The organism is Clostridium sp. CM042 (assembly GCF_055080995.1).
Map to the genome: position 1 here is coordinate 2250523 of NZ_CM143646.1, position 20659 is coordinate 2271181.

Below are 20659 nucleotides of genomic sequence, written 5' to 3' on the forward strand. Positions count from 1 at the left end.
CTCACTATCCTTTTATTTTTTTATTCTTGTCCGAGCTCTCTTATATGATTACTAAATAATCCAATTGACGATAATACAGTACTTAGTAAAAGCACAAGCAGTACACTAACATTTCCCACAATCAAAGTTTTAATATTATAGGTCACCAGATATTGTGCAAATCCAAACATAGATAAGGACATAACCATAGTTTTAGGAAATGTTACAATAAAGATTGGCACAGTTACTAAAATTGATAATAATGCAATAATCCCAATGTAGCATAAATTCGTTAGTAATAAATGCTTTCCGCAGTAGCCAATGGATTTGAAAATATTATGCTTCTTTCGCTCTTTTATATTTTTTAAATATACTATGCAAAAAAGATTCATTGCACCACTAATCATAACCAATACCATAAAGGGGACAATTGCCTGTTTTTGAGGTCCACATATCATATCCATAATATTACTGTATTTATCTGAGCGATTTATTACTTTCAAATCATTTTTCATTTTGTTATTATATTTCGCAATAAACTGACCTTTATCTACATTCTTATTTAAATAAATGGATGCTTCATTGAAAGAAAACTTTACTCCATTTTTTTCTAAGGTAGAGCTTAGAAGTCTACAGGTTCTCCCCAGCTCATAGTACCCTTGGCTAGTTCCTACAATAAGAAGGCTTACTTTTTTATTTGGAGTTAAATAAATATCCACATAATCGCCTACATCCTTTTTCATTTCCTTGGCGATTAAATTTCCTAATACAATTTCATCACTGTGGATTGGATTTCGCCCTTTCACCACTGGCATATCGAGATTTTCATAAGTCTCATACACCATCCTCGCAATATTAGGGTCACCCATTCCTTTGGTCCATTTCAGCATAACACCTGAAGTCGTAGTTGTTTTAATAACACGTTTAACATCTGAGTCTGTTAATAAAATGCTACAATTTTCGTCAAATTTTACCTGATTTGTAGAAACGGCTGAAACATCAAATTTATCAAAACCAATCCAATAATAATTATTATCTTTCATGGTATCTAATGCGGAAATGGATGCTAAAGCAAAATTTACACAATAAATAGAAATTACACAAGTGAGAATAATATAGCAGGTGTTTTTTTTATCTCTTTGAATATTTCGAACTGCTATTCCTATTGGTGAAAAGCTTAATTTTTCTGTAAATGGATGGTATTTTGTTTTGCCCGTACCAAGCTTACTCTCTCTTCCATTTAACACAATAACCGGTTTTATCTCTTTTAATTTATTTATTACTAAATAAATTTGAAATAATACAAATCCATTGATTAATAAAAAACATAGAGCTGCTGGAATCACTATGATACGGTGTTTAATTTCACCAATATTTTTAAAGATTTGCTTAGTAAACCTACTTGAAACATATGAAGAACAAATAATTCCTAGGATACTTCCACTGGCTACAATAAATAAATACAGTTTCATATAAATACTCATAATAGATTTTGATGAATAACCAATTGTTTTATAAATAGATATGGTTTTACTATCTTGAATTAGAGTATTTTTAATCATATAGCGAATCATCATGCTACTTACTAAAAGCACAAGAATGCTTGCCGCAAAGAGTATACCGCCTAAAATCTTCTCTGATATAGCACTGCTACTCATACTATCTTCTATGGTCATGGCCCTTCCTTCTAATATGCCATGATTTTTCACGCGGTATTCGCTGATAATATCATTTCCAGAAACATTTTTATCGCTAATCACTGCTATAACCTTTAAATTTTCTAGTTCTTCTGGTATTTTACTCACAAGAAATTCACAATTAAATGCCAAAGAAGTAGAATATGGGTCTGTATAAATGGCCGCTACTTTATAAGAATAATTTTTACTGCCACTTGACAAAACAATTTTCTCTCCAACTTTTACACTATATTCATTGGCAACTACAACGGGAATAAAACACTCTCCATCCTTAGGAGCATCAACTTTCTTGCTAATATATCGTATATTTTCATATACACTCTTTTCATATTGGGTTAGGTTAGCAAAGCATTCCATGCTCTTACCTTGATAAGATATTTTTTCTGTTATCCAATGTCTATTAATTACTACTGTTTTTGATACAGAATCTAATCCTTCAATTCCATGAGCTAACTCACTGATTGCTTTTTCTCCTGTTGCAAGAGGAAATACTTTTACTTTTGGCGATTGGCACTCCTTTTGAAAATCTTCAAATGGCTTTTGTAATGATGTTAGCATCACTACAGAACTTGACATTATCATTGTACAAATTAATATGATAAAAAAAATCATAGTGCTCTGCATTTTTCGTTGCCTTAATTTTTTAACCCACATAACTTACAATCGTCCTTTACTTTTTTATTAATGAATAACTTATTTTTCATCATAATCTTATCATACAATTTAATTATTAAATAAAAATAGGATAATTATGAATAAGATAAAAAAAGATGCCCAAGCGATTGAAAATCAATCACTTGAGCACCTTTTAAAAATGTCATATTGTTATAATCATTAGAAATATTAAATTTAACTAACTCGCTGTTAGCTGATTTAGATGCATGCTCTGCATTATTATAAAATATAAAATCTGAGTCAGAAGCTACCATTATTATATTTGTAAAAAAACTTTTAAATTATTAAATTCACTAATGTAACTTTTCCTAATTCGCTCAACTATATTTTTAGCTATTGTTTCATCATACATATTCGATGTTCTATTCCTATCTAACATCATTTCTATCCAAATTTACCCATCAACAATTATTTTATGCTTATATGCTATCTTAATTGTACTTCGTGGAGATATTGCCTCATCTATTATAACCTGTTCTTCTAAATACGACTTCATAACTTTCCAACTTTGCTCAAATGTAAATTCAAACCTTTGAATAATTCCATCAATTATTATATCATCTGTAATATCCTTTTTTAATGCTTCATCCAATCTAGCTAATGCATTTACAAAATCGATTATTTTTTCACCTAATCTCTTTCCCACTGTATATAACAACTCCTTCCTTTAATATATTATTTATTAATTCTTCTTTATTTAACTCATTAAATGATAATATATCAAAACTTAAAGGCGTATTTATTTCGCTAGATAATAGTTCCCACCATCTTTATTATTTTAGCACATATAAAATCATTTAAAACTAAAACATTCAAATTTACTGCAATATTTTATAGGCACTTCGCACAATATTTGTTAAATATTACTACTAGAACATAATTATACTATCGCTATTATATCAATTTTTTTATTTTTACTGACAACTCACACATCCATTTTTTTTAAAATTGTACTTATTAAATAATAGTACCTTCTATTAATTCCTTTGCTAAAATGATAAACTAAATATACAGTTACGATTATATCTTTTTCTACCGTACTCGCTGCACTGCCATATATTTCATAATTATGTCATTTTTATAATTTCCATAGGATTGATAATATTAATAGGGTATGTTAGACACCAAAAGTAAATACAAAGAGGATGGTCCCTATATTTCAAATACTCTAAAAAAGAGATTCAGTATTTCAGTGATAGGAGGATTGATCAATTATGAGAAAAGAAGCAACTTTAGAGCAATGGAGATTGCTGTATGAAGTATCAATTAAATTTAAAAAGTTAAAACCATGGGATTATATGTTTGATGTAGATTTGACTAAAATATTACTGCCGGAATACGAGGAACCCTTTTTCTGTAGTGTTATGGGTAAGGCAGGAGAATGTATTGCTATTGGAATTTATGCAGGGTTTAATGCAATAAATGGTTTTTACTATATTATCGATAACCAACAAATTTCTTCAACACAAATTATTCGATATCAAAATAATTTAATGTGCTATTTTGGATCCCGTGATGAATTGTCTAGCAAAGAGCTAAAGATCATTAAAGATTTAGGCTTAAAATTCAGAGGAAAAAATGAATGGATTTATTTTAGATCCTTTGAGACTGGATATGCCCCATATATTTTAGATGAACTACAGGTAGTGCAGCTTACATCTGTACTTCAGCAGCTTTATATGTCCTTAACATATCTTGTTGAAAGTAAAACAAAAGTGAACTTTGAGAGTGGAAATATTCTGTGTAGAAAATATAACGATGAATCAAAGTTATGGATAACTTATGAGGCTCCAAACATTATACCACCAAGAATTCGTATGACTACTGTTATAAACGACGAATTATTACTGGCCAAATTAAATAAACTAAAGGCTATCAGGAATGAAATTGAATTGGATACTTTGTATTTAAATACTGTAATTAACGATAAAGAATTCGAAAAACCTTTCTTAGGTAATCTGTTAATTATCGCAGACTGTAAGAATGGTATGCTTATTGATCAGAACATGCTATCTCCTAAAGATGACATTGCTCAGAATATTCTTGGAATATTCATTAATTATTTGATGCAAAAAGGTAAGCCGAAAACAGTTTATATCAGAGATGAATATATTCAAGATTACTTGAATGATTTGTGTGCTAGAATTGGAGTTTTGCTGAAAGTAAAAAGAAAGTTAAAAGCAATTGATGCGTTTGAAAAATCATATTTGGGGAGATCTTAAAACTTATGTCCAAAAATAAAAATTCTAAAAAAAGCAGTGGCAGTAATGCAGAAGTATGGACTGAAGAATATATGACGGACCTGTATGCTATGGAATTTATAGCTGGTTTCACTGAAAACGGTGTACCTTACGGTATATCTAACGATGAAGATAAAAAGAATGGAAAAATAGATACTACAGATATTTATTCGAATATTCCAGATAATGATGATTTGCCATTTTAAAATGTATGTAATCATTAACTAAATTGGATGTAGTGTAGTGGAGACTATTTTTCACTTTTCATCTGGGATTCCCTGGACCGATGCTCTGTTTGAAGGTATTAAAGGGTACCGCTTACCACAAGTGAACAATAAAAATGGATTTATTTTACAAGACCCTTCATATATCTAGTAGAAACAAAACATTGCTCTCCATTTATCATATATATTATTCGTTCTTTTTTATCAATTTTATTTATCTTATCCCTATTTACTATAAAAGAGCGGTGACATCTATAAAATCTGTCATCTAAGGTTTCCTCTATATCCTTCTGGATCCCAATATTTTATGTCAATTCTTTGTGTTCTATCAGCTATTATTTTTGTCGAAGGGACAATATATGCTTGATGTTGATACCCGATTGTATACGCTGTTTCAGATAAATTAATAGACTGTAATTTTGTAATCTCTGAGATAAGCAGTTCTTCATTGAAATTTCGTAAATTATCCCCAGAGCTATCATATCCCAACGATTTTATCTTAATAAAAGTAACAGGATAATCATCTAATAGATTTTCATCTGATATATCTCGTTTCATCAAAACAAGAACACTTGATTTAACGTTTATTTTATTTTAAAAAGGTTAAAATAAATACCTTCAACAGGTATTCTATCCGCCTAACATACCTTTTGGAGGGGATAGACAAAACTACCCTATGACGTGTCTTTGGTATCGTCTACGCTTGCAGTTGGAGTTACATAGTTAATATGGGCAAATACTATGCATTTCAAAAATAATTATAGGTTATTGTTTAGTCCTGTGGTGTGATTCAGAGAAATGTTGGCGAGACACCCTATCCCTTATACTACTCAAATATATTTGAAATTAAAAGGCCCAATGAATTATTTAATGAATGAACAAGAAAAGTAGCCAAGATAGCCTTCGTTTTTGTATTAGTTTTAGCATAATATAGCACATAAGTGCAGCCTAGTATAATGCCAAGTAATCCTGATTTAAAACTATAAGCTATACCCCAAAATATGTTTGAATCTAGTGTATTTAAATAATGTGCCAATCCGAAAATTAAACTTGAACATATTATTGATATTATCTTTATTTTTTTTGTTTTAGAAAAGTATAAAAATATACTAATAACCAAAGATTGAAATATGAGTGTTTCAATAAATGGACTTATAATTGCTACTAAAATGAATAAAGTAGAAGAATTCATTTTAGTGGGATTTGTATCATTAACGAAATTAGATGAAATGGGTATAAATATATTTGTTATATACATAATAAATAGGCCTAAAATTAATTGCGGAATAACGGCAATAATAGTAAATTTAAATAAAGAAATATTTAATAAATAGTTATGTAATTTTTTCATATTAGACCCTCTTTCATTGTATTATTGATTGAATATTGTGGACCCTGATTAATATGGGGTTGTAAGCCCTAACCCCCGTAATTTTTGATTTTGATTTAAAATTATAAATTTACTGTAATATCACTTAAATAATTAATTTTATATCAACTTTGCCATAAATGATGGTTGGATCTTATATGATTAAGACTTTTAAAACCTATATTTTGAGAAATGATATAAGAATTTTATAATATATTTAAATTTCAAAGTACCATAAACGTTAAATTATAGATATATCAGTACTTTGATTATGGTACTGAATTATAGAACCCGTTCGAATAGCATTAGTAGGTCTTACCTACCTAAATAGCAATTAAGAACTATAAACGGTCGTTTATGGGAGGGGGTGAAAATTTTTGTTACTAATAAAATTTATTACATGTAACAGGAGTTTATGTCCTATTACTACATAATAACCCTTGTTTGACTTAATTCCTATAAAAATATAAAAACCATTTATATAATATAAATGGTTTTTATAATTGTAAATAATAATGTTATAAAATAACAGTGGATTAAATTCCGTAACATCAAATCGTAATCATATTGTGATACCTACGGTATATCCAATAATACCTAATATTCCACTTAAATTCAAACAAAATTTTAAGTAACTATATTATTTATCTATAACTATTTTGGTTTTTGATATTTCCCTTCTTTAGACAAAACCATGGTTGTATAAATTAGTATGATTTGTAATAGTTTTGACACATACTATTATAAGAAACCACCATGAGGTTGACCATACTTATGACTTGGACTCATCTTACCTGGTGGATGTTTTACAGCCCAATCTATAGCTTTTCCTCCAAGATATCCTACAACAAAGCCACCAAGAGGACCACCACCATTTATTTGTTCAAGTTCACTCATTTTTAGTTTGTTCATTTGTATATTCCCCCTTCATTTTTTAATATTTGCTAGCTTATTACAAATATAAGTATAACATGTATTTGATATCCAGTAAAGTGAATTCGTGTACATGTTATATAATCTTTTCCATAAAATTATATATGATACTTACACAAGACAAATGGAGGGTTTAGCTGCATGGTTATTGTTGCTTTTTTACAGTAGTATGCGTCTCAACGGAACCAAAATGACAATGGCAAATACAATTATTATTTAATTATTATTAAATGAGGAAAGATTTTAACTATGCACTGTATTAATCTTTAAGATTTAATTTTTCTAATAAATAATATACCATATTCTTTCTTCGTGTAATTATTCTTGCTTCACACGTCATTCCTGGTTTTATTATTGCTTTCTCATTTTTATGGCTATACAAAATACTATTTTTTAATATTCCTTCTCCTGTATAAAAAACAACACCCTTTTTATTATCAAGTTGAGAATTAACACTTATGTTTTCTATACTACCTTTTAAAAATCCATATTCCTTATATGGTAAAGAAGTGAAGCTATATTTAACTTCTTGTTCTTTTTTTATATTTCCAATATCTTTATCAGGTATAATTAATTCAACTTTATAATCATTTGATTCAGGCAAAACATTAGCAACTATTGATCCTGTTTGAATCATTACTCCAGGCTCTAAATTAGCTTTAATATCAAGTTTACCATCAATATTAGATTTAACGTCACATTTACTTATATTTTTATTAATTTCCTTTAAGTTCAAATCTATTTCTTTCGATTTTTCATCATTTAAATTTAATTTTTCTTCTATTTGAGCTAATAATGTTATTTTATTTTTTTCTTTCGATAAATTTCCTACTTCATCAAATTTAATTACATTGCTATTAGTACTTTTAACTTGTGATCCTAATTCATCAATTGAATTTATAACTTGCAACTTAATGTCACTTTCCAATTTAGCTAATCCATTATTATTATTCTGTATTTCAGCATCAATTTGTGATATTTGTTCATTAGAATCTTTTTGATTTTGCAATTCTTTTTTATTTTTTTCTAATGTAATTAATACATTATTATTGTTTTGTATTTCAGCATCAATTTGTAATATTTGTTCATTAGAATCTTTTTGAGTTTGTAATTCTTTTTTACTTTTTTCTAATGTAACTAATTTATTATTATTATTTTGTATTTCAACATCAATTTGTGATATTTGTTCATTAGAATCTTCTTGGTTTTGCAATTCTTTTTTACTCTTTTCTAATGTAACTATCTTATCCTCTATAGATTTTCTTGAAATTTTATAATTATTAAACTGCTCGCTATAAATACTACCTTCTTCATTATAATTTTTATTATCTTCTATAGATTTGCTTAATGTTTCTAAATGATTTATCTTATTAATTGAATCATTTTTAGCGTTCATTAAATTGTTTTTATCTTCAACTGATACCTTGTTCCCCGCTTCATAACTTTTATATTTAGAATAATACTCTTTTTCTTCCTTGCTATCCTTAAAGTGGTTAGTATTATCAGCAATGCTTTTACTTAGTTTTTCTAAATTGTTTATGTCATTTGTTAAATATTTTTTTTGATCTTCTACTTTGCTTTTTTGAATTTGTAGCGGAGCATCATCTGTCTTATATAATACTTCTCCTTTTTTTATAGTTTGTCCAGTTTTCATATATACTTTTTTTATTTCTCCAGCTATTTGGTTAGAAACTACATAGGACTGTTCATTTGGTTTTACAATTCCAGATACTTTAATTACAACTTCTTTTTCACTAAAACACGCCCATAGTATAAAAGAAGTAATTAATGCTAATAAAATGTAAATAAATATACTTGTGAATTTATGAGGCTTAGCTTCCATTACTTGTCTACTATCATTAAGTTCATCTAAATTTTCTATTTTATACTTCATTTGTTTCTACCTCCTTAGCTACTACCATTTCTTCTGCATAACTATCAGGAAGTTGTTCTTTCCATAAATTAGAATACTTACCTTTTTGTTTTATAAGTTCAATATGCGAACCTCTTTCTATAATTTCTCCTTTTTCCAAAATGTAAATATTATCACATCTCATAATAGTGCTTAATCTATGTGCAATTATTACAGTTGTTATATCTTTACTAAATTCATATATTGTTTTTTCAATAGCTCTTTCAGTTATTGAGTCCAAGTTGCTTGTTGCTTCATCCATAATAAGAATTTCAGGTTTTCTAAGTATGGCTCTTGCTATTGATAATCTTTGTTTTTGGCCTCCTGAAAAATTAGAACCATTTTCTTCGACTAAAGTATTGTATCTTAAAGGGATTGAGTTTATGTAGTCATGTATCTGGGCCCTTTTACAAGCTTCTATAATTTCTTCATATGTTAAATATGGATTCCCAAGTGATAAATTTTCAATTATTGTTCCATTAAATAAAAATGTTTCTTGTGATATATATGCTGTTTTATCTCTTAATGACTCAACATTAATATCTTTTATGTTATATCCATTTATAAGTAATTCACCTTTTTCACATTGATAGAAGTTCATTAGTAATTTTGCTAATGTAGTTTTTCCAGAGCCACTTTCACCAACTAAAGCTATCTTTTCTCCAGATTTAACTTTTAAATTTATATTTTTTAATATAAGACTTCTTGTCCCATATCTAAAATCCAAATCTTTAAATTCTATATCACCTTTTAACGTTTCAGGATCTATTTTTTTGTTTTCATCAACGGATTTTTCTAATGATAAATCTAATATTTCTGAAAGTCTTTCAGCTGCGACTATCGCTGTTTGAACAGTTGGTTGTAAGTTGATGATATTTTCTATTGGATCTAAGAAATATACTAATAAAGCATTAAATGTTAGTAGTTCCCCAAAACTTATTTTCCCATTTAATACTTGTAATGTTCCAATCCAAAGTATTGCAATTGAAAATACCCCTTTTACAAAACTTTTTAATGATATCTGAAAGTTATTTATAAATCCATTTTTAAATACAGCTTTTATAAGTTTTATAAATCTTTTTTCTGTTTCTGAGTTAACTTCTCTTTCTGCATTAAAAGCTTTTATAGTTTCTATCCCACTTAATGATTGAACCAAATAAGAAGTTAATTTTGCATTACTCTCCATTGCTTCTCTATTAACTTTTTCAATACTATTTTTAAATATAAAAACTATTATTCCGTAAAAAATTAATGGTACTAAAGTGATTCCAAACAATAAAGAACTTTGAGAATATAATATTAATCCGCCTATTATAACCATAAAAACATCTATCATCATAGTAAGAGTTACCCCTGAAATAGCATCTCTTATTTTAGAAGCATCATTAAATCTTGATATGATTTCTCCAACTTCTCTAGTTCCAAAAAAGTTCATTGGTAAATTAATTACGTGATCATAATAGCCAAGCATTAACGGAATATCTAACCTTTGTCCTAAATGAATTAAAAGCTGAGTTCTAAAAGCATTTGAAATAACCTTGAATGTAATTAAAATAATAAATCCAATTGAAAATATATGTAATGATTGAGTTAGATTATTTGGTACTATGTCATCTAATAACAACTTGAAATAAAACGAACCTAAAATACCAAATATGGTTATTAATATAGACGATAAAAATATATTAATTAATAATCCTTTTTGTGGTTTTATCAAATCAAAAAACCTTAAAAAGACGCCCTTAAGTTGATTCCCTTTTTCAAACTTAACAGTTGGAGTCATAATAATAAGTACGCCTGTCCATATATTAAAAAAATCTGCTGGTGTGTACTTAACAATTCCTTTTGCTGGATCTGCAACTAAAATTTCTGTCTCACTTATCTTATGTATAACAACATAATGCAAGAGTGTTTTATCTATGACCACATGTGCTATAGCTGGCAAAGGTATCTCACTAAAGATATCTTCTGGTTTATTTGCTTTAACCCCTTTAGCCGAAAATCCTAATTGTTCTGATGCTTTAATTATTCCTAAAGCGCTTGTCCCCTTTTTATCTGTACCAGATGCCTCTCTTATTTTAGATATTGGATACTTTAGTCCATATGTCTTACATATTGTTGCTAAACAAGCACAACCACAATCTTTATAATCATGTTGCTTAACACAATAATATTTTTTAAATACATTTTTCATTATACACCTCTCGTTTTTTTATATTTTCAACAAATCAATACATTTAATGATTAATTTTACATTTTAATTATAGCAAATTATAACAAATTATAATATGATTAACTTATAAATTTTTTAAGTATTCATATAGTTTTAGAAAGAACATATGAATATTATATATTTATCATTAAGGGGTCTCGCCACATAGCCATCAAGCTAAGAGAATTCTATAAAAATAAAACCCCCCATTTGTAAAAATGTTATCATTTAAAAGATAATAAAAACACATCAATGGGGGTAATTTACAAATGATAGAAGAAAACTTAAAATTGGATAAAGATATGAAACATTTTGCAGCTGAAATTAAAAGATGTTTTTCAAAAGAGGAGATTGAAGAAATTGCGAGAGAAACAGGTTTTGTGAAAAGAAAAGGTAAGATTTGCGCATGGGAATTCATTTGCTTATGCTGTTTTATGGATGCAGAGGTTGCGAATAATACACTTGTTACCTTATGTACAAAACTTAGTGCAAAAATAGGAATAATTATTTCTAATCAAGCATTAGATCAACGTTTAAATGAAAAATGTGTTGAATTTTTAAAGAAGATTTTTGAGAATCTGTTGCTCCAAACAATAACGAATAATACTTGTATACCAAGTGTATGGGATGAACATTACAAACGAATAAGAATACTTGATTCTACTGCTTTTCAAGTACCGGAAAGCTATAAAGATATTTATCCTGGGTCTGGCGGCTGCTCTCAAGCTTCAGGTGTAAAAATACAACTAGAATATGAATTGAAATCTGGAAATCTTCTTAATGTACAAGTAGGAGCTGGTTCGGGAAGTGACAATACTTTTGGGAGCAAAATAAGAGATACTATCAAATCTGGTGATCTTATTTTAAGAGATCTTGGATACTTCAATTTTGAAGATTTTTTGGATATAGAAGATAGAGAAGCATTTTACATATCAAGACTCAAACCTAATATAGCAGTATATATAGAAAATAAGGATATAGAGTACTATAAGAATGGTTCCCCTAAAAAATCAAGCTTTTTTAAAAGAATCTACATTTCTGACATAATGAAACAGATGGGCGAGGGTGACCGTTATGAAATTAAGGATGTCTATGTAGGTAAGGAAAAGACGCTAAAAACAAGGCTTATTTTATATAAACTAACAAATGATCAATTAAAAAAAAGAACAGAAAAGTCTGTGAAGAATGCTAAAAAGAAGGGCATAGAAAAAAGTGATAATACTATTGAATTATTAGGAATATCTATTTATATAACCAATATTACAGAAGAAGTTTTAAGCGCAAAACAGGTTCATGAGTTTTACAGCTTAAGATGGCAGGTGGAAATAATTTTTAAAACGTGGAAATCCATATTTAGTATACATGTTGTAAAGTTAGTTAAAATAGAACGGTTTCAATGTCAGCTTTATGGAAAACTTATTTTGCTACTCATAAGTTCTGCTGTAATGTTTAAAATGAGGACTTTAGCATTAGAAAATAAAGGCCTTGAAGCCAGTGAAATTAAGACTTGTGAAATAGTTCATGAATATATTGATAGTCTATATTTTGAGTTTATCAAATTCCCTAATAAAGTTTTTAATACCTTAAAATTAATATTTGAAAATGTAGTTAGGAATGGTCTGAAATCTCATAAAAAGGATAAGAAAACTGTTTTTGATATTCTTGGAGTTTGTTATAAATTAACATCATCGCAGGCTAAAGTTGCAGCATAAACCAATTTAACAAAATTGCGAATATTCCCACTATATAGTGGTTTTTTTGGCGTGCCATGAAATTATTTGAATACTAGTATGCACTTAAAATACACCATTTAAATTCACAAATGAAAAATTAATGGTAAAATATTGTAGTTGGTGATAATCCAATATTATTTAATGTGGCTTAGCTTGATGGCTATGGGGTCTCGCCAACATTTCTCTGAATCGCACCAACGGGAATAAAAAACAGCTTAAAACTAACTAATAACAATGCTAATCCAACATATCTATTGAAAAGGAGTTTATCATCAATCTAAGAAAAAGAAAAAGGGCATTGCTGCCTTTTGGGTTGATGTACAATATTTGAATATTGAGTCCAACTCTCACTTGTGTTCTATTTTCAAGTTTACAATATGGGGTAGTGCTCGCAAAACGCGGAAAATATACGTTAAGACAGTTATTACCAAAAATATATTTTATCAAAACATTCTGTCTTAGAATTAATACTAAATAGTTCTAACTCGAAAATATATATAACATCAGTGTAAATCATTGATATATCTAGGGTTTAATCACTAAATGATAAAACTCTTATTTTTTTGCTCATAACAAGTTAGTTAAAGTACAATTATAGTATTGATAACGCTAACTAAAATAGTAATAAGAATATTTATTAGCTAATATAAAATCTTCGAGAAAAACATTAAATTAACACTGGCATATTTAATATTTGCCTTAAATATATCACCATTTTGGTAACAAATGTCTTAACGTATAAAATCCGCGTTTCGCGGTTACTACCCCAGTATGGGATGTGTGCAGCAGCGTTTACAACTCTAGTAGCATATTTATTTTCGTCTATAGCTATATATATAGTTGCACAAAAGTGCTACCATATAAAATGTCATTGGAACGTTATTGTTATGAATATGGCAATATGTTTGGTTGTTTATATTGTGAGCATGATAGGATTTGGTAATACATTTATCAATATAATTTACAAAACAGCTATATATGCAGGATATATCTCTATATTATTTGTTTTTAAGATACTTTCTTTTGATTAGTTTTTATACTATAAAAATAAAATTTTAAAAGGATAAGTAACTAACTATTCACTAATTGTCTAATGTTCTTTATTTTTTTTGCTATACAGTTTCATTAAAAATGAGACTGTTACATAAACTATAATCCATATAGCTAAATCAATTAATGTTTTTATACTTAAAAAGTTTTTTGAAATAGAATAATTAAACCCTGTAATGGCATATAGAATGTGTACGCATACAAAAGTTAAAATGAAATTCAATACAAACACCCCTTTCAACATTATTATCTTAAGTCTATTTTTTTTTTAAACGACATTTCTTGACGGAAAGTCTTTCTTATTGTTAGAATACTCTTGAAAATGAATTTTCAAACTTATCCAATTATATAAAGCAAGCTAAATATAGTAAGATTTCTTAAACTATGGATTGCACACACAGTCCAAAAAGGTGATGATTCTTTTTTTTCATAAATAGAAAAAGAATATGCAAATAATATACCAATAAAAAACGTGTGAATTACATATTGTAAATTATATGTATGAGCCAATCCAAAGAGTATAGCGGATATTAAAATTATAATTGAATTGCGATTTTTTAATACATTAAGTTTCCTTGAATATTTTATAATAGCATATTGGAATATTAAAGTTTCAATTAAAGGGGCAATTATTATTGTTACAATGAATACTCCAATAAAAGAACTATTTGATACCGCTACATCAGTGTCAGAAATTGGGACGTTTAAAATAGAAACTAAGGAACCAAATGCAAGTGATACAAGAAACGTACAAAATGTAATAGTAATAATAAATTTAAGAGTAGATAAATTTATTAAAAATTCATCTGCTTTTTTAATAAATTTCATGAAATTCCTCCTAGTTTTTTAAAGATAGTGTAAACACTATCTTTGTTTTAAAAAACGATTGAAAACATTATAATCTTTAACTTGATTTTTTCATAGGCATAAATTTTATCAGATGTATATTCCAATATATATCTTGTTTTTTCTATTTTACCCATTTCCCTTAAATCTTTTGCCATACTATTTTTTTTGAATAGAAGCCTAGTTTTTCTAAGATTAATGATGCTGAAACTTTACCTATAAATAACGAATATTAGCTATTAATACCTTCATCAACGTCTTTTAATTTAAATCTATCTCTTTTAAATTTTCATTATTTAAGTTTTTTTGTTCTTCCATTTGAGCTAATAAAGATATTTTATTTTTTTCTTTTGATAAATTTACACCTTCATCAAATTTAGTTATATTACTATCGATGTTTTTAATCTGTAAATTCAGTTCATCAAGTGAAATATGTATTTGTAACTTAATATCACTATTTAGTTTTGCTAATTCATTTTTACTATTTTCGATTTCAGCATTAACTTGTACTATCTGTTCATCAGGTGAATTTTTATTTTTCAGTTCCTCTTTACTTTTTTCTAATTGCACTATTTTATCTTCTATTGTTTTTTTTGAAATTTGATTATTATTAAACTGTTCGTTAAAAACGCTACCTTCTTTATTATAATTTTTATTATCATCTATAGATTTATTTAGCGTTTTTAAACCATCTATTTTATTAATTAAATTATTTTTAGATGCTTTTAAACTATTCTTATCTTCAATTGTTATCTTGTTTCCAGCTTCATAATTTTTATATTTATAATAATATTCCTTTTCATTTTTACTATTGCTAAAATAATTAGTATCACCTTCTATGCTTTTATTAAATTTCACTAAATTATCTACATTTTTATCTAGATATGTTTTTTGTTCTTCTAACTTGTTTTTTTGACTTTGTAATTGAGTATCCTCTATGGTATAAATCAAATCTCCTTTTTTTACAGTTTGTCCGTTTTTCATCATTATTTTTTTAACAGTGCCTGAAACCTGGTTAGAAACCGTATACGTTTGTTTGTTTGGTTTTACAATTCCTGATATCTTAACCACAACCTCTTTTTCACTAAACCAAGCCCATAATAAAAAACTAAACACTGATACTAATAATATATAAATAAATATACTTGTAAATTTATGAGGGGCTGTCTCCATTACTTGTCTACTATCACTAAGGTCTTCCATGTTTTCTATTTTAAAATTCAATAGACTCAACCTCCTTAGGTATTAGCATTCCACATTCAGAACTATCAGGAAGTTGATCTCTCCATAAAATATAATACTTACCTTTTAGCCTGATAAGTTCATTATGGGAACCTTTTTCTATAATTTTACCTTTTTCTAAAATATAGATAGTATCACATCTCATAATAGTGCTTAGTCTATGAGCAACTATTATTGTTGTTATATCTTTACTAAATTCATGTACTGTTTTTTCAATAGCTTTTTCTGTTATTGAATCTAAATTACTTGTTGCCTCATCCATAATAAGTATTTGAGGCTTTCGAAGTATTGCCCTTGCTATTGATAATCTTTGTTTTTGTCCACCCGAAAAATTCGATCCATTTTCTTCAACTAACAAATTGTATCTAAAAGGTAGTGAATTTATAAAATCATGTATTTGAGCTTTTTTACAAGCCGCTATAATTTCGTCATAAGTTAAATATGGACTGCCAAGTGATAAGTTTTCTGTTATTGTCCCACTAAACAAAAAAGTTTCCTGTGATATATATGCTATGTTATCTCTTAATGATTCAATATTAATATCTTTAATATTATATCCATTTATAGTTAATTCACCTTTTTCACACTGGTAAAAGTTCATTAATAATTTTACTAAAGTCGTTTTTCCTGAGCCACTCTCGCCTACCAAAGCAATCTTCTCTCCCTGTTTAATCTTTAGGTTTATATTTTTTAATATAAGCCTTCTTGTACCATATCTAAAATCTAGGTTTTTAAACTCTATTTCACCCTTTAATGTTTCAGGAGTTATTTTTTTGCTTTCATTAACTGATTTCTCTAATGTTAAATGTAATATTTCTGAAAGTCTTTCTGCTGCAACTAGTGCAGTCTGTACAGTTGGTTGTAGGTTAATTATATTTTCTATTGGTTCTAAGAAATATGCTAATAATGCATTAAAAGTTAATAATTCTCCAAAACTTATTTTACCACTTAATACTTGCACTGTTCCAATCCAAAGTATTGCAATTGCAAAGACACCTTTAACTAAACTTTTTAAAGACCCTTGAAAATTATTTATATATCCATTCCTAAATACAATTTAATTAGTTTTACAAATCTTTTTTCTGTTTCTAAATTGACTTCTCTTTCAGCATTAAAAGCTTTTACTGTTTCTATTCCATTTAATGATTGAACTAAATATGATGTTAATTGTGCATTACTCTCCATAGTTTCTCTATTAACTTTTTCAAGGTTACTCTTAAATAAAAAAACTATTATTCCATATAAAATTAATGGTACTAAAGTGATTCTAAATAATAATGAGCTTTGAGAATATAATATTCCGCCACCTATAATAACCATGAAAACATCTATCATCATAGTAAGTGTTACTCCTGAAATAGCATCTGTTATTTTTGATGCATCATTAAGCCTTGATATAATTTCACCAACTTCTCTAGTTCCAAAGAAATTTATTGGTAAATTAATTACATGTTCGGAATATCCAAGTATCAAAGGAATATCTAACCTTTGTCCTAAATGAATTAATAGTTGTGTTCTAAATGCCTCCGTAATGACATGAAACATAGTCAATATCATTAAACCTATTGAAAAAATATGTAATGACTTAGTCAAATTATTCGGTACTATATCATCTAATAATATTTTAAAATGAAATGATCCTAAAATCCCAAAAATAGTTATTAAAATTGATGCTAAAAAGATATTAACTAATAGCGATTTTTGTGGTTTTATCAAGTCGAAAAATTTTAAAAACATACCTTTCAATTCATTTCCCGTTTGGCATTTAACTGTTAGCGTCATTATAAGAAGTACTCCAGTCCAAATCTCGAAAAAATTTTCCGGTGTGTATTTAACAATCCCTTTTGCCGGGTCTGCCACGATAATTTCCTTATTAGTTATTTTATGTATAACTATATATATAATGAGTTAACATTCCGTCCACTATGACATGGGCTATAGCAGGGAGTGGGAATTTAGAAATAATGCTGGCATTACACAAGAAGACCTAACTGCTAGACTTAATGTTTTAGGTGTTGATATCGATAGACCTATGATTTCTAAAATCGAAAATTGTTCAAAAGAAATAGTAGATTATGAGATAAAAGCCATTGCTAAAGCCCTCAAAGTTTCTATAGAGGATTTGTTTAAGTAGTAATTTTTTTCATCTTTACGTTTAATTTTATTATACAAAAAAAGAGTCAGTAATGAGCAAATCTAATCTCATTACTGACTCTTCCTTTTCTTTATTTATCCAGATTAAATATTGGTGTAAAATCTTCAAACAACTTATGAAAGCGCTTATACCTTATGTTCTTTTTTACTATTTTAAATTAAACTTAGCAAAAGCCTCAGCCATTGCAGAATTACCAGTTCCTTCATCTTCTTTATTCTGCTGATTTAAAAATTTATTAACATCTTTTTTATTTAAAGCACTTTTTTCTGAATCTCGACGTTTGTTAAAGGCTGATAGTTTTTCTCTGTAGCCACAACCACAAGTGAAAATTTTATTGTCTCCATCCCCTCTAATCTCCATTTTCTTGTGACAAGTTGGGCAACGTGCATTAGAAACCTGTGATACACCCTTACGATATCCACATTCCCTATCTGGGCATACGAGCATCTTTCCCCTTTTGCCGTTAACTTCAAGGAGATATTTACTACACTCAGGACATTTAACTCTTGTAACGTTGTCATGCTTATATATTTCGCTTGAAGCTACAACGTTCTTCACAAGCTTCACTGCATACTCCCTCATATCTTTTACGAAATTCATGGAATTAGCTTTTCCTTTGCTTATAAGTTGAAGCTGTTTTTCCCATTTAGCGGTAAGTTCAGGCGATTTTAATTCTTCAGGAACTAAACCTATTAGCTGTATTCCTTTTGATGTTGGAAAAATTTCTTTACCCCTTCTCTCCATATAAAAGATGTTGAATAATTTTTCAATAACATCTGCCCTCGTAGCTGGAGTTCCAAGTCCTGAGGTGTTATCCAAGGCTTCTCTTAAACTCTTGTCATCTATATTTTTCCCTGGGTGCTCCATAGCTGTAAGTAATGTTGCTTCATTAAATCTAGCTGGTGGCTTTGTCTTTTCATTCTCGAATTTAACTAAAGTAAGTTTAACTTCTTCACCTTTATTTATCGGTGGTAGAGATTGATCTTTGTCTTCATTTTCACTAGAACTGCTTATTTCTTTCCAGCCTTTTGACTTAACTATTTTTCCTTTTGCAGAAAATGTCTCACCCTTAACATTTATTTTCACAGTAGTTTGCTCATACTCAAAAGCTGGACTTAGAACTTCTAAGAATCTTTTTACAACTAGGTCATAAATGCTTTTTTCTTCTTTGTTAAGGCTTGATAAATCTACATGCTGCTCTGTTGGAATTATAGCATGATGATCCGATACCTTGCTATTATCCACAAGTCTACTTGTAGTATGTATTCTACCTTTTATTATGCTTCTAGCAGCTTTCTCATATGGTCCTATCGCTATACTCTTTAATCTATCCATAAGCGTAGCCACTATATCTGTAGTAATGTACCTAGAGTCTGTTCTTGGATAAGATAATATCTTATGATTTTCATATAGTTTCTGCATTATATTAAGAGTTTGTTTTGCTGAAAATCCAAATTTTCTATTTGCATCTCTTTGAAGCTCAGTTAAATCATACGCAAGTGGAGGCAATTCTTTTTTAGATGCTTTATTTAGCTCTACTACGATTCCCATTTGATTATTTACCTTAGTAGCTATATCTTCTGCCTTTTGCTTATCAAATGTACGAGCTTCTCCATTTCTACTTGACCAATTAACTGTAAAATTATTCACTTTACCATTTACTGTCCAGTAATCCTTTGGGATGAATTTTTTAATTTCGTTTTCTCTTTCAACAATAAGTGCCAAAGTTGGTGTTTGAACTCTTCCTGCTGATAATTGAGCGTTGTATTTACAAGTTAATGCCCTAGTGACGTTGAAGCCTATTAGCCAATCCGCCTCTGCTCTTGATTGCGCTGCCCAAAATAGGTTTTCATAATCTTTTCCAGGTTTAAGATTAGCAAATCCATCCTTTATCGCTTTTTCAGTTTGGGAGGAGATCCATAACCTCTTTATCGGTTTTCTAAATCCTGCTTTTTGAATGATCCAACGCGCCACTAATTCTCCTTCACGCCCTGAATCTGTCGCAATAATGAGTTCATCTACATCAGCTCTCTTAAGAAGTTCATGTACAATCTTATATTGCTTTGATGTTTCTTTAATAACTACCAATTTTAGATCCTTTGGCAGCATAGGAAGATCTTCCATTTTCCAACTCTTGTATTTTTGATCATAATCCTCAGGACCCGCAAGTGTTACTAGATGTCCTAGTGCCCAAGTTACAATATACTTTGATCCCATTAAATACCCATTTCCACCTTGAGTGCAATTTAAAACTTTCGCTAGTTCACGGCCTACAGAGGGTTTCTCTGCAAGCACCAATATTTTTCCCATATATAAAACTCCTTCTCTTATATATCACGTGTAGCATAAACTACACGGATTGATTTCACTTATTTTATTGATAATTATTCTT

18 protein-coding genes and 2 pseudogenes are annotated in these 20659 nt (G+C 28.5%); 5 read left to right on the plus strand and 15 right to left on the minus strand.

Features of this window, described 5'->3' with window-relative positions; genetic code table 11:
* Positions 1 to 20 precede the first annotated feature (20 nt).
* From ACWJJ7_RS10665 to ACWJJ7_RS10675, 3 genes and pseudogenes are all read right to left on the minus strand, one after another.
* Positions 21 to 2288, minus strand: coding sequence for an ABC transporter permease (locus ACWJJ7_RS10665; protein ID WP_462962123.1), 2268 nt, complete (start codon positions 2286 to 2288; stop codon positions 21 to 23).
* Between the two features lie 137 nt (positions 2289 to 2425).
* Positions 2426 to 2605 carry a hypothetical protein gene (locus ACWJJ7_RS10670; RefSeq protein WP_462962124.1) on the minus strand — a complete coding sequence of 60 codons (180 nt, stop codon included), beginning with the start codon at positions 2603 to 2605 and terminating at the stop codon, positions 2426 to 2428.
* Between the two features lie 2 nt (positions 2606 to 2607).
* Positions 2608 to 2997 (minus strand): annotated as a pseudogene (locus ACWJJ7_RS10675) (nucleotidyltransferase substrate binding protein).
* 568 nt (positions 2998 to 3565) lie between these two features.
* Between ACWJJ7_RS10675 and ACWJJ7_RS10680 the strand changes: the two are divergent.
* Complete coding sequence (locus ACWJJ7_RS10680) at positions 3566 to 4573, plus strand: DUF7309 domain-containing protein (protein WP_462962125.1); 1008 nt, start codon at positions 3566 to 3568, stop codon at positions 4571 to 4573.
* Positions 4574 to 4578: 5 nt separating this feature from the next.
* Positions 4579 to 4797, plus strand: coding sequence for a hypothetical protein (locus ACWJJ7_RS10685; RefSeq protein WP_462962126.1), 219 nt, complete (start codon positions 4579 to 4581; stop codon positions 4795 to 4797).
* Between the two features lie 140 nt (positions 4798 to 4937).
* Here ACWJJ7_RS10685 and ACWJJ7_RS10690 read toward each other — a convergent pair whose 3' ends face one another.
* The 3 genes from ACWJJ7_RS10690 to ACWJJ7_RS10700 all read right to left on the minus strand — a co-directional run bounded on the left by ACWJJ7_RS10690 (position 4938) and on the right by ACWJJ7_RS10700 (position 6007).
* Positions 4938 to 5117 carry a LytTR family transcriptional regulator DNA-binding domain-containing protein gene (locus ACWJJ7_RS10690; protein WP_462964979.1) on the minus strand — a complete coding sequence of 60 codons (180 nt, stop codon included), beginning with the start codon at positions 5115 to 5117 and terminating at the stop codon, positions 4938 to 4940.
* Positions 5080 to 5373, minus strand: coding sequence for a hypothetical protein (locus ACWJJ7_RS10695; protein WP_462962127.1), 294 nt, complete (start codon positions 5371 to 5373; stop codon positions 5080 to 5082). The genes ACWJJ7_RS10690 and ACWJJ7_RS10695 overlap by 38 nt, the downstream gene beginning before the upstream one ends.
* A 268-nt stretch (positions 5374 to 5641) precedes the next feature.
* Positions 5642 to 6007, minus strand: coding sequence for a CPBP family glutamic-type intramembrane protease (locus ACWJJ7_RS10700; protein ID WP_462964980.1), 366 nt, complete (start codon positions 6005 to 6007; stop codon positions 5642 to 5644).
* Between ACWJJ7_RS10700 and ACWJJ7_RS10705 the strand changes: the two genes are divergently transcribed.
* Positions 5946 to 6149, plus strand: a complete 204-nt coding sequence (locus ACWJJ7_RS10705; RefSeq protein ID WP_462965060.1) for a hypothetical protein — start codon at positions 5946 to 5948, stop codon at positions 6147 to 6149. The two genes, ACWJJ7_RS10700 and ACWJJ7_RS10705, sit on opposite strands and share 62 nt — an antisense overlap.
* A 776-nt stretch (positions 6150 to 6925) precedes the next feature.
* Here the strand turns inward: ACWJJ7_RS10705 and ACWJJ7_RS10710 are convergent.
* The 3 genes from ACWJJ7_RS10710 to ACWJJ7_RS10720 form a co-directional block, all read right to left on the minus strand.
* Positions 6926 to 7096, minus strand: a complete 171-nt coding sequence (locus ACWJJ7_RS10710) for a hypothetical protein (protein WP_462962128.1) — start codon at positions 7094 to 7096, stop codon at positions 6926 to 6928.
* Between the two features lie 280 nt (positions 7097 to 7376).
* Complete coding sequence (locus tag ACWJJ7_RS10715) at positions 7377 to 9011, minus strand: HlyD family efflux transporter periplasmic adaptor subunit (RefSeq protein ID WP_462962129.1); 1635 nt, start codon at positions 9009 to 9011, stop codon at positions 7377 to 7379.
* Positions 9001 to 11223, minus strand: coding sequence for a peptidase domain-containing ABC transporter (locus ACWJJ7_RS10720; protein ID WP_462962130.1), 2223 nt, complete (start codon positions 11221 to 11223; stop codon positions 9001 to 9003). The genes ACWJJ7_RS10715 and ACWJJ7_RS10720 overlap by 11 nt, the downstream gene beginning before the upstream one ends.
* Before the next feature lie 287 nt (positions 11224 to 11510).
* Here ACWJJ7_RS10720 and ACWJJ7_RS10725 point away from each other — a divergent pair, with 287 nt between their 5' ends.
* Positions 11511 to 12953, plus strand: a complete 1443-nt coding sequence (locus tag ACWJJ7_RS10725) for an IS4 family transposase (protein WP_462962131.1) — start codon at positions 11511 to 11513, stop codon at positions 12951 to 12953.
* Positions 12954 to 14064: 1111 nt separating this feature from the next.
* Here ACWJJ7_RS10725 and ACWJJ7_RS10730 read toward each other — a convergent pair.
* The 5 genes and pseudogenes from ACWJJ7_RS10730 to ACWJJ7_RS10750 all read right to left on the minus strand — a co-directional run.
* The gene (locus ACWJJ7_RS10730) at positions 14065 to 14247 is read right to left on the minus strand and encodes a hypothetical protein (RefSeq protein WP_462962132.1); all 183 of its coding nucleotides are present in this window, start codon (positions 14245 to 14247) and stop codon (positions 14065 to 14067) included.
* 113 nt (positions 14248 to 14360) lie between these two features.
* Positions 14361 to 14852 carry a CPBP family glutamic-type intramembrane protease gene (locus ACWJJ7_RS10735; RefSeq protein WP_462962133.1) on the minus strand — a complete coding sequence of 164 codons (492 nt, stop codon included), beginning with the start codon at positions 14850 to 14852 and terminating at the stop codon, positions 14361 to 14363.
* A 47-nt stretch (positions 14853 to 14899) separates the two neighbouring features.
* The gene (locus tag ACWJJ7_RS10740; RefSeq protein WP_462962134.1) at positions 14900 to 15028 is read right to left on the minus strand and encodes a hypothetical protein; all 129 of its coding nucleotides are present in this window, start codon (positions 15026 to 15028) and stop codon (positions 14900 to 14902) included.
* A 103-nt stretch (positions 15029 to 15131) separates the two neighbouring features.
* Positions 15132 to 16094: a biotin/lipoyl-binding protein gene (locus ACWJJ7_RS10745; protein WP_462962135.1), complete on the minus strand. Its 963-nt coding sequence runs from the start codon at positions 16092 to 16094 to the stop codon at positions 15132 to 15134.
* Positions 16084 to 18078 (minus strand): annotated as a pseudogene (locus tag ACWJJ7_RS10750) (peptidase domain-containing ABC transporter); the annotation flags it as partial. The pseudogene ACWJJ7_RS10750 and the gene ACWJJ7_RS10745, both read right to left, overlap by 11 nt.
* Between ACWJJ7_RS10750 and ACWJJ7_RS10755 the strand changes: the two are divergent.
* Positions 18043 to 18246 (plus strand): helix-turn-helix transcriptional regulator, encoded by a 204-nt coding sequence (locus tag ACWJJ7_RS10755; protein ID WP_462962136.1) that lies wholly within the window; start codon positions 18043 to 18045, stop codon positions 18244 to 18246. The pseudogene ACWJJ7_RS10750 and the gene ACWJJ7_RS10755 sit on opposite strands and share 36 nt — an antisense overlap.
* 168 nt (positions 18247 to 18414) lie before the next feature.
* On the opposite strand, the gene ACWJJ7_RS10760 is transcribed toward ACWJJ7_RS10755, so the two are convergent.
* Positions 18415 to 20577, minus strand: coding sequence for a DNA topoisomerase III (locus tag ACWJJ7_RS10760; RefSeq protein WP_462962137.1), 2163 nt, complete (start codon positions 20575 to 20577; stop codon positions 18415 to 18417).
* Positions 20578 to 20659 lie beyond the last annotated feature (82 nt).

Excerpts from the sequence above, each read along its gene's own strand:
- ACWJJ7_RS10760 (WP_462962137.1), bottom strand. The coding sequence starts at position 20,577 with ATGGGAAAAATATTGGTGCTTGCAGAGAAACCCTCTGTAGGCCGTGAA.
- ACWJJ7_RS10670 (WP_462962124.1), bottom strand. The coding sequence starts at position 2,605 with ATGGTAGCTTCTGACTCAGATTTTATATTTTATAATAATGCAGAGCAT.
- ACWJJ7_RS10710 (WP_462962128.1), bottom strand. The coding sequence starts at position 7,096 with ATGAACAAACTAAAAATGAGTGAACTTGAACAAATAAATGGTGGTGGT.
- ACWJJ7_RS10740 (WP_462962134.1), bottom strand. The coding sequence starts at position 15,028 with ATGGCAAAAGATTTAAGGGAAATGGGTAAAATAGAAAAAACAAGATAT.
- ACWJJ7_RS10700 (WP_462964980.1), bottom strand. The coding sequence starts at position 6,007 with ATGAATTCTTCTACTTTATTCATTTTAGTAGCAATTATAAGTCCATTT.
- ACWJJ7_RS10665 (WP_462962123.1), bottom strand. The coding sequence starts at position 2,288 with ATGATTTTTTTTATCATATTAATTTGTACAATGATAATGTCAAGTTCT.
- ACWJJ7_RS10720 (WP_462962130.1), bottom strand. The coding sequence starts at position 11,223 with ATGAAAAATGTATTTAAAAAATATTATTGTGTTAAGCAACATGATTAT.
- ACWJJ7_RS10715 (WP_462962129.1), bottom strand. The coding sequence starts at position 9,011 with ATGAAGTATAAAATAGAAAATTTAGATGAACTTAATGATAGTAGACAA.
- ACWJJ7_RS10725 (WP_462962131.1), top strand. The coding sequence starts at position 11,511 with ATGATAGAAGAAAACTTAAAATTGGATAAAGATATGAAACATTTTGCA.
- ACWJJ7_RS10735 (WP_462962133.1), bottom strand. The coding sequence starts at position 14,852 with ATGAAATTTATTAAAAAAGCAGATGAATTTTTAATAAATTTATCTACT.
- ACWJJ7_RS10680 (WP_462962125.1), top strand. The coding sequence starts at position 3,566 with ATGAGAAAAGAAGCAACTTTAGAGCAATGGAGATTGCTGTATGAAGTA.
- ACWJJ7_RS10705 (WP_462965060.1), top strand. The coding sequence starts at position 5,946 with ATGAGTGTTTCAATAAATGGACTTATAATTGCTACTAAAATGAATAAA.
- ACWJJ7_RS10685 (WP_462962126.1), top strand. The coding sequence starts at position 4,579 with ATGTCCAAAAATAAAAATTCTAAAAAAAGCAGTGGCAGTAATGCAGAA.
- ACWJJ7_RS10695 (WP_462962127.1), bottom strand. The coding sequence starts at position 5,373 with ATGAAACGAGATATATCAGATGAAAATCTATTAGATGATTATCCTGTT.
- ACWJJ7_RS10755 (WP_462962136.1), top strand. The coding sequence starts at position 18,043 with ATGGGCTATAGCAGGGAGTGGGAATTTAGAAATAATGCTGGCATTACA.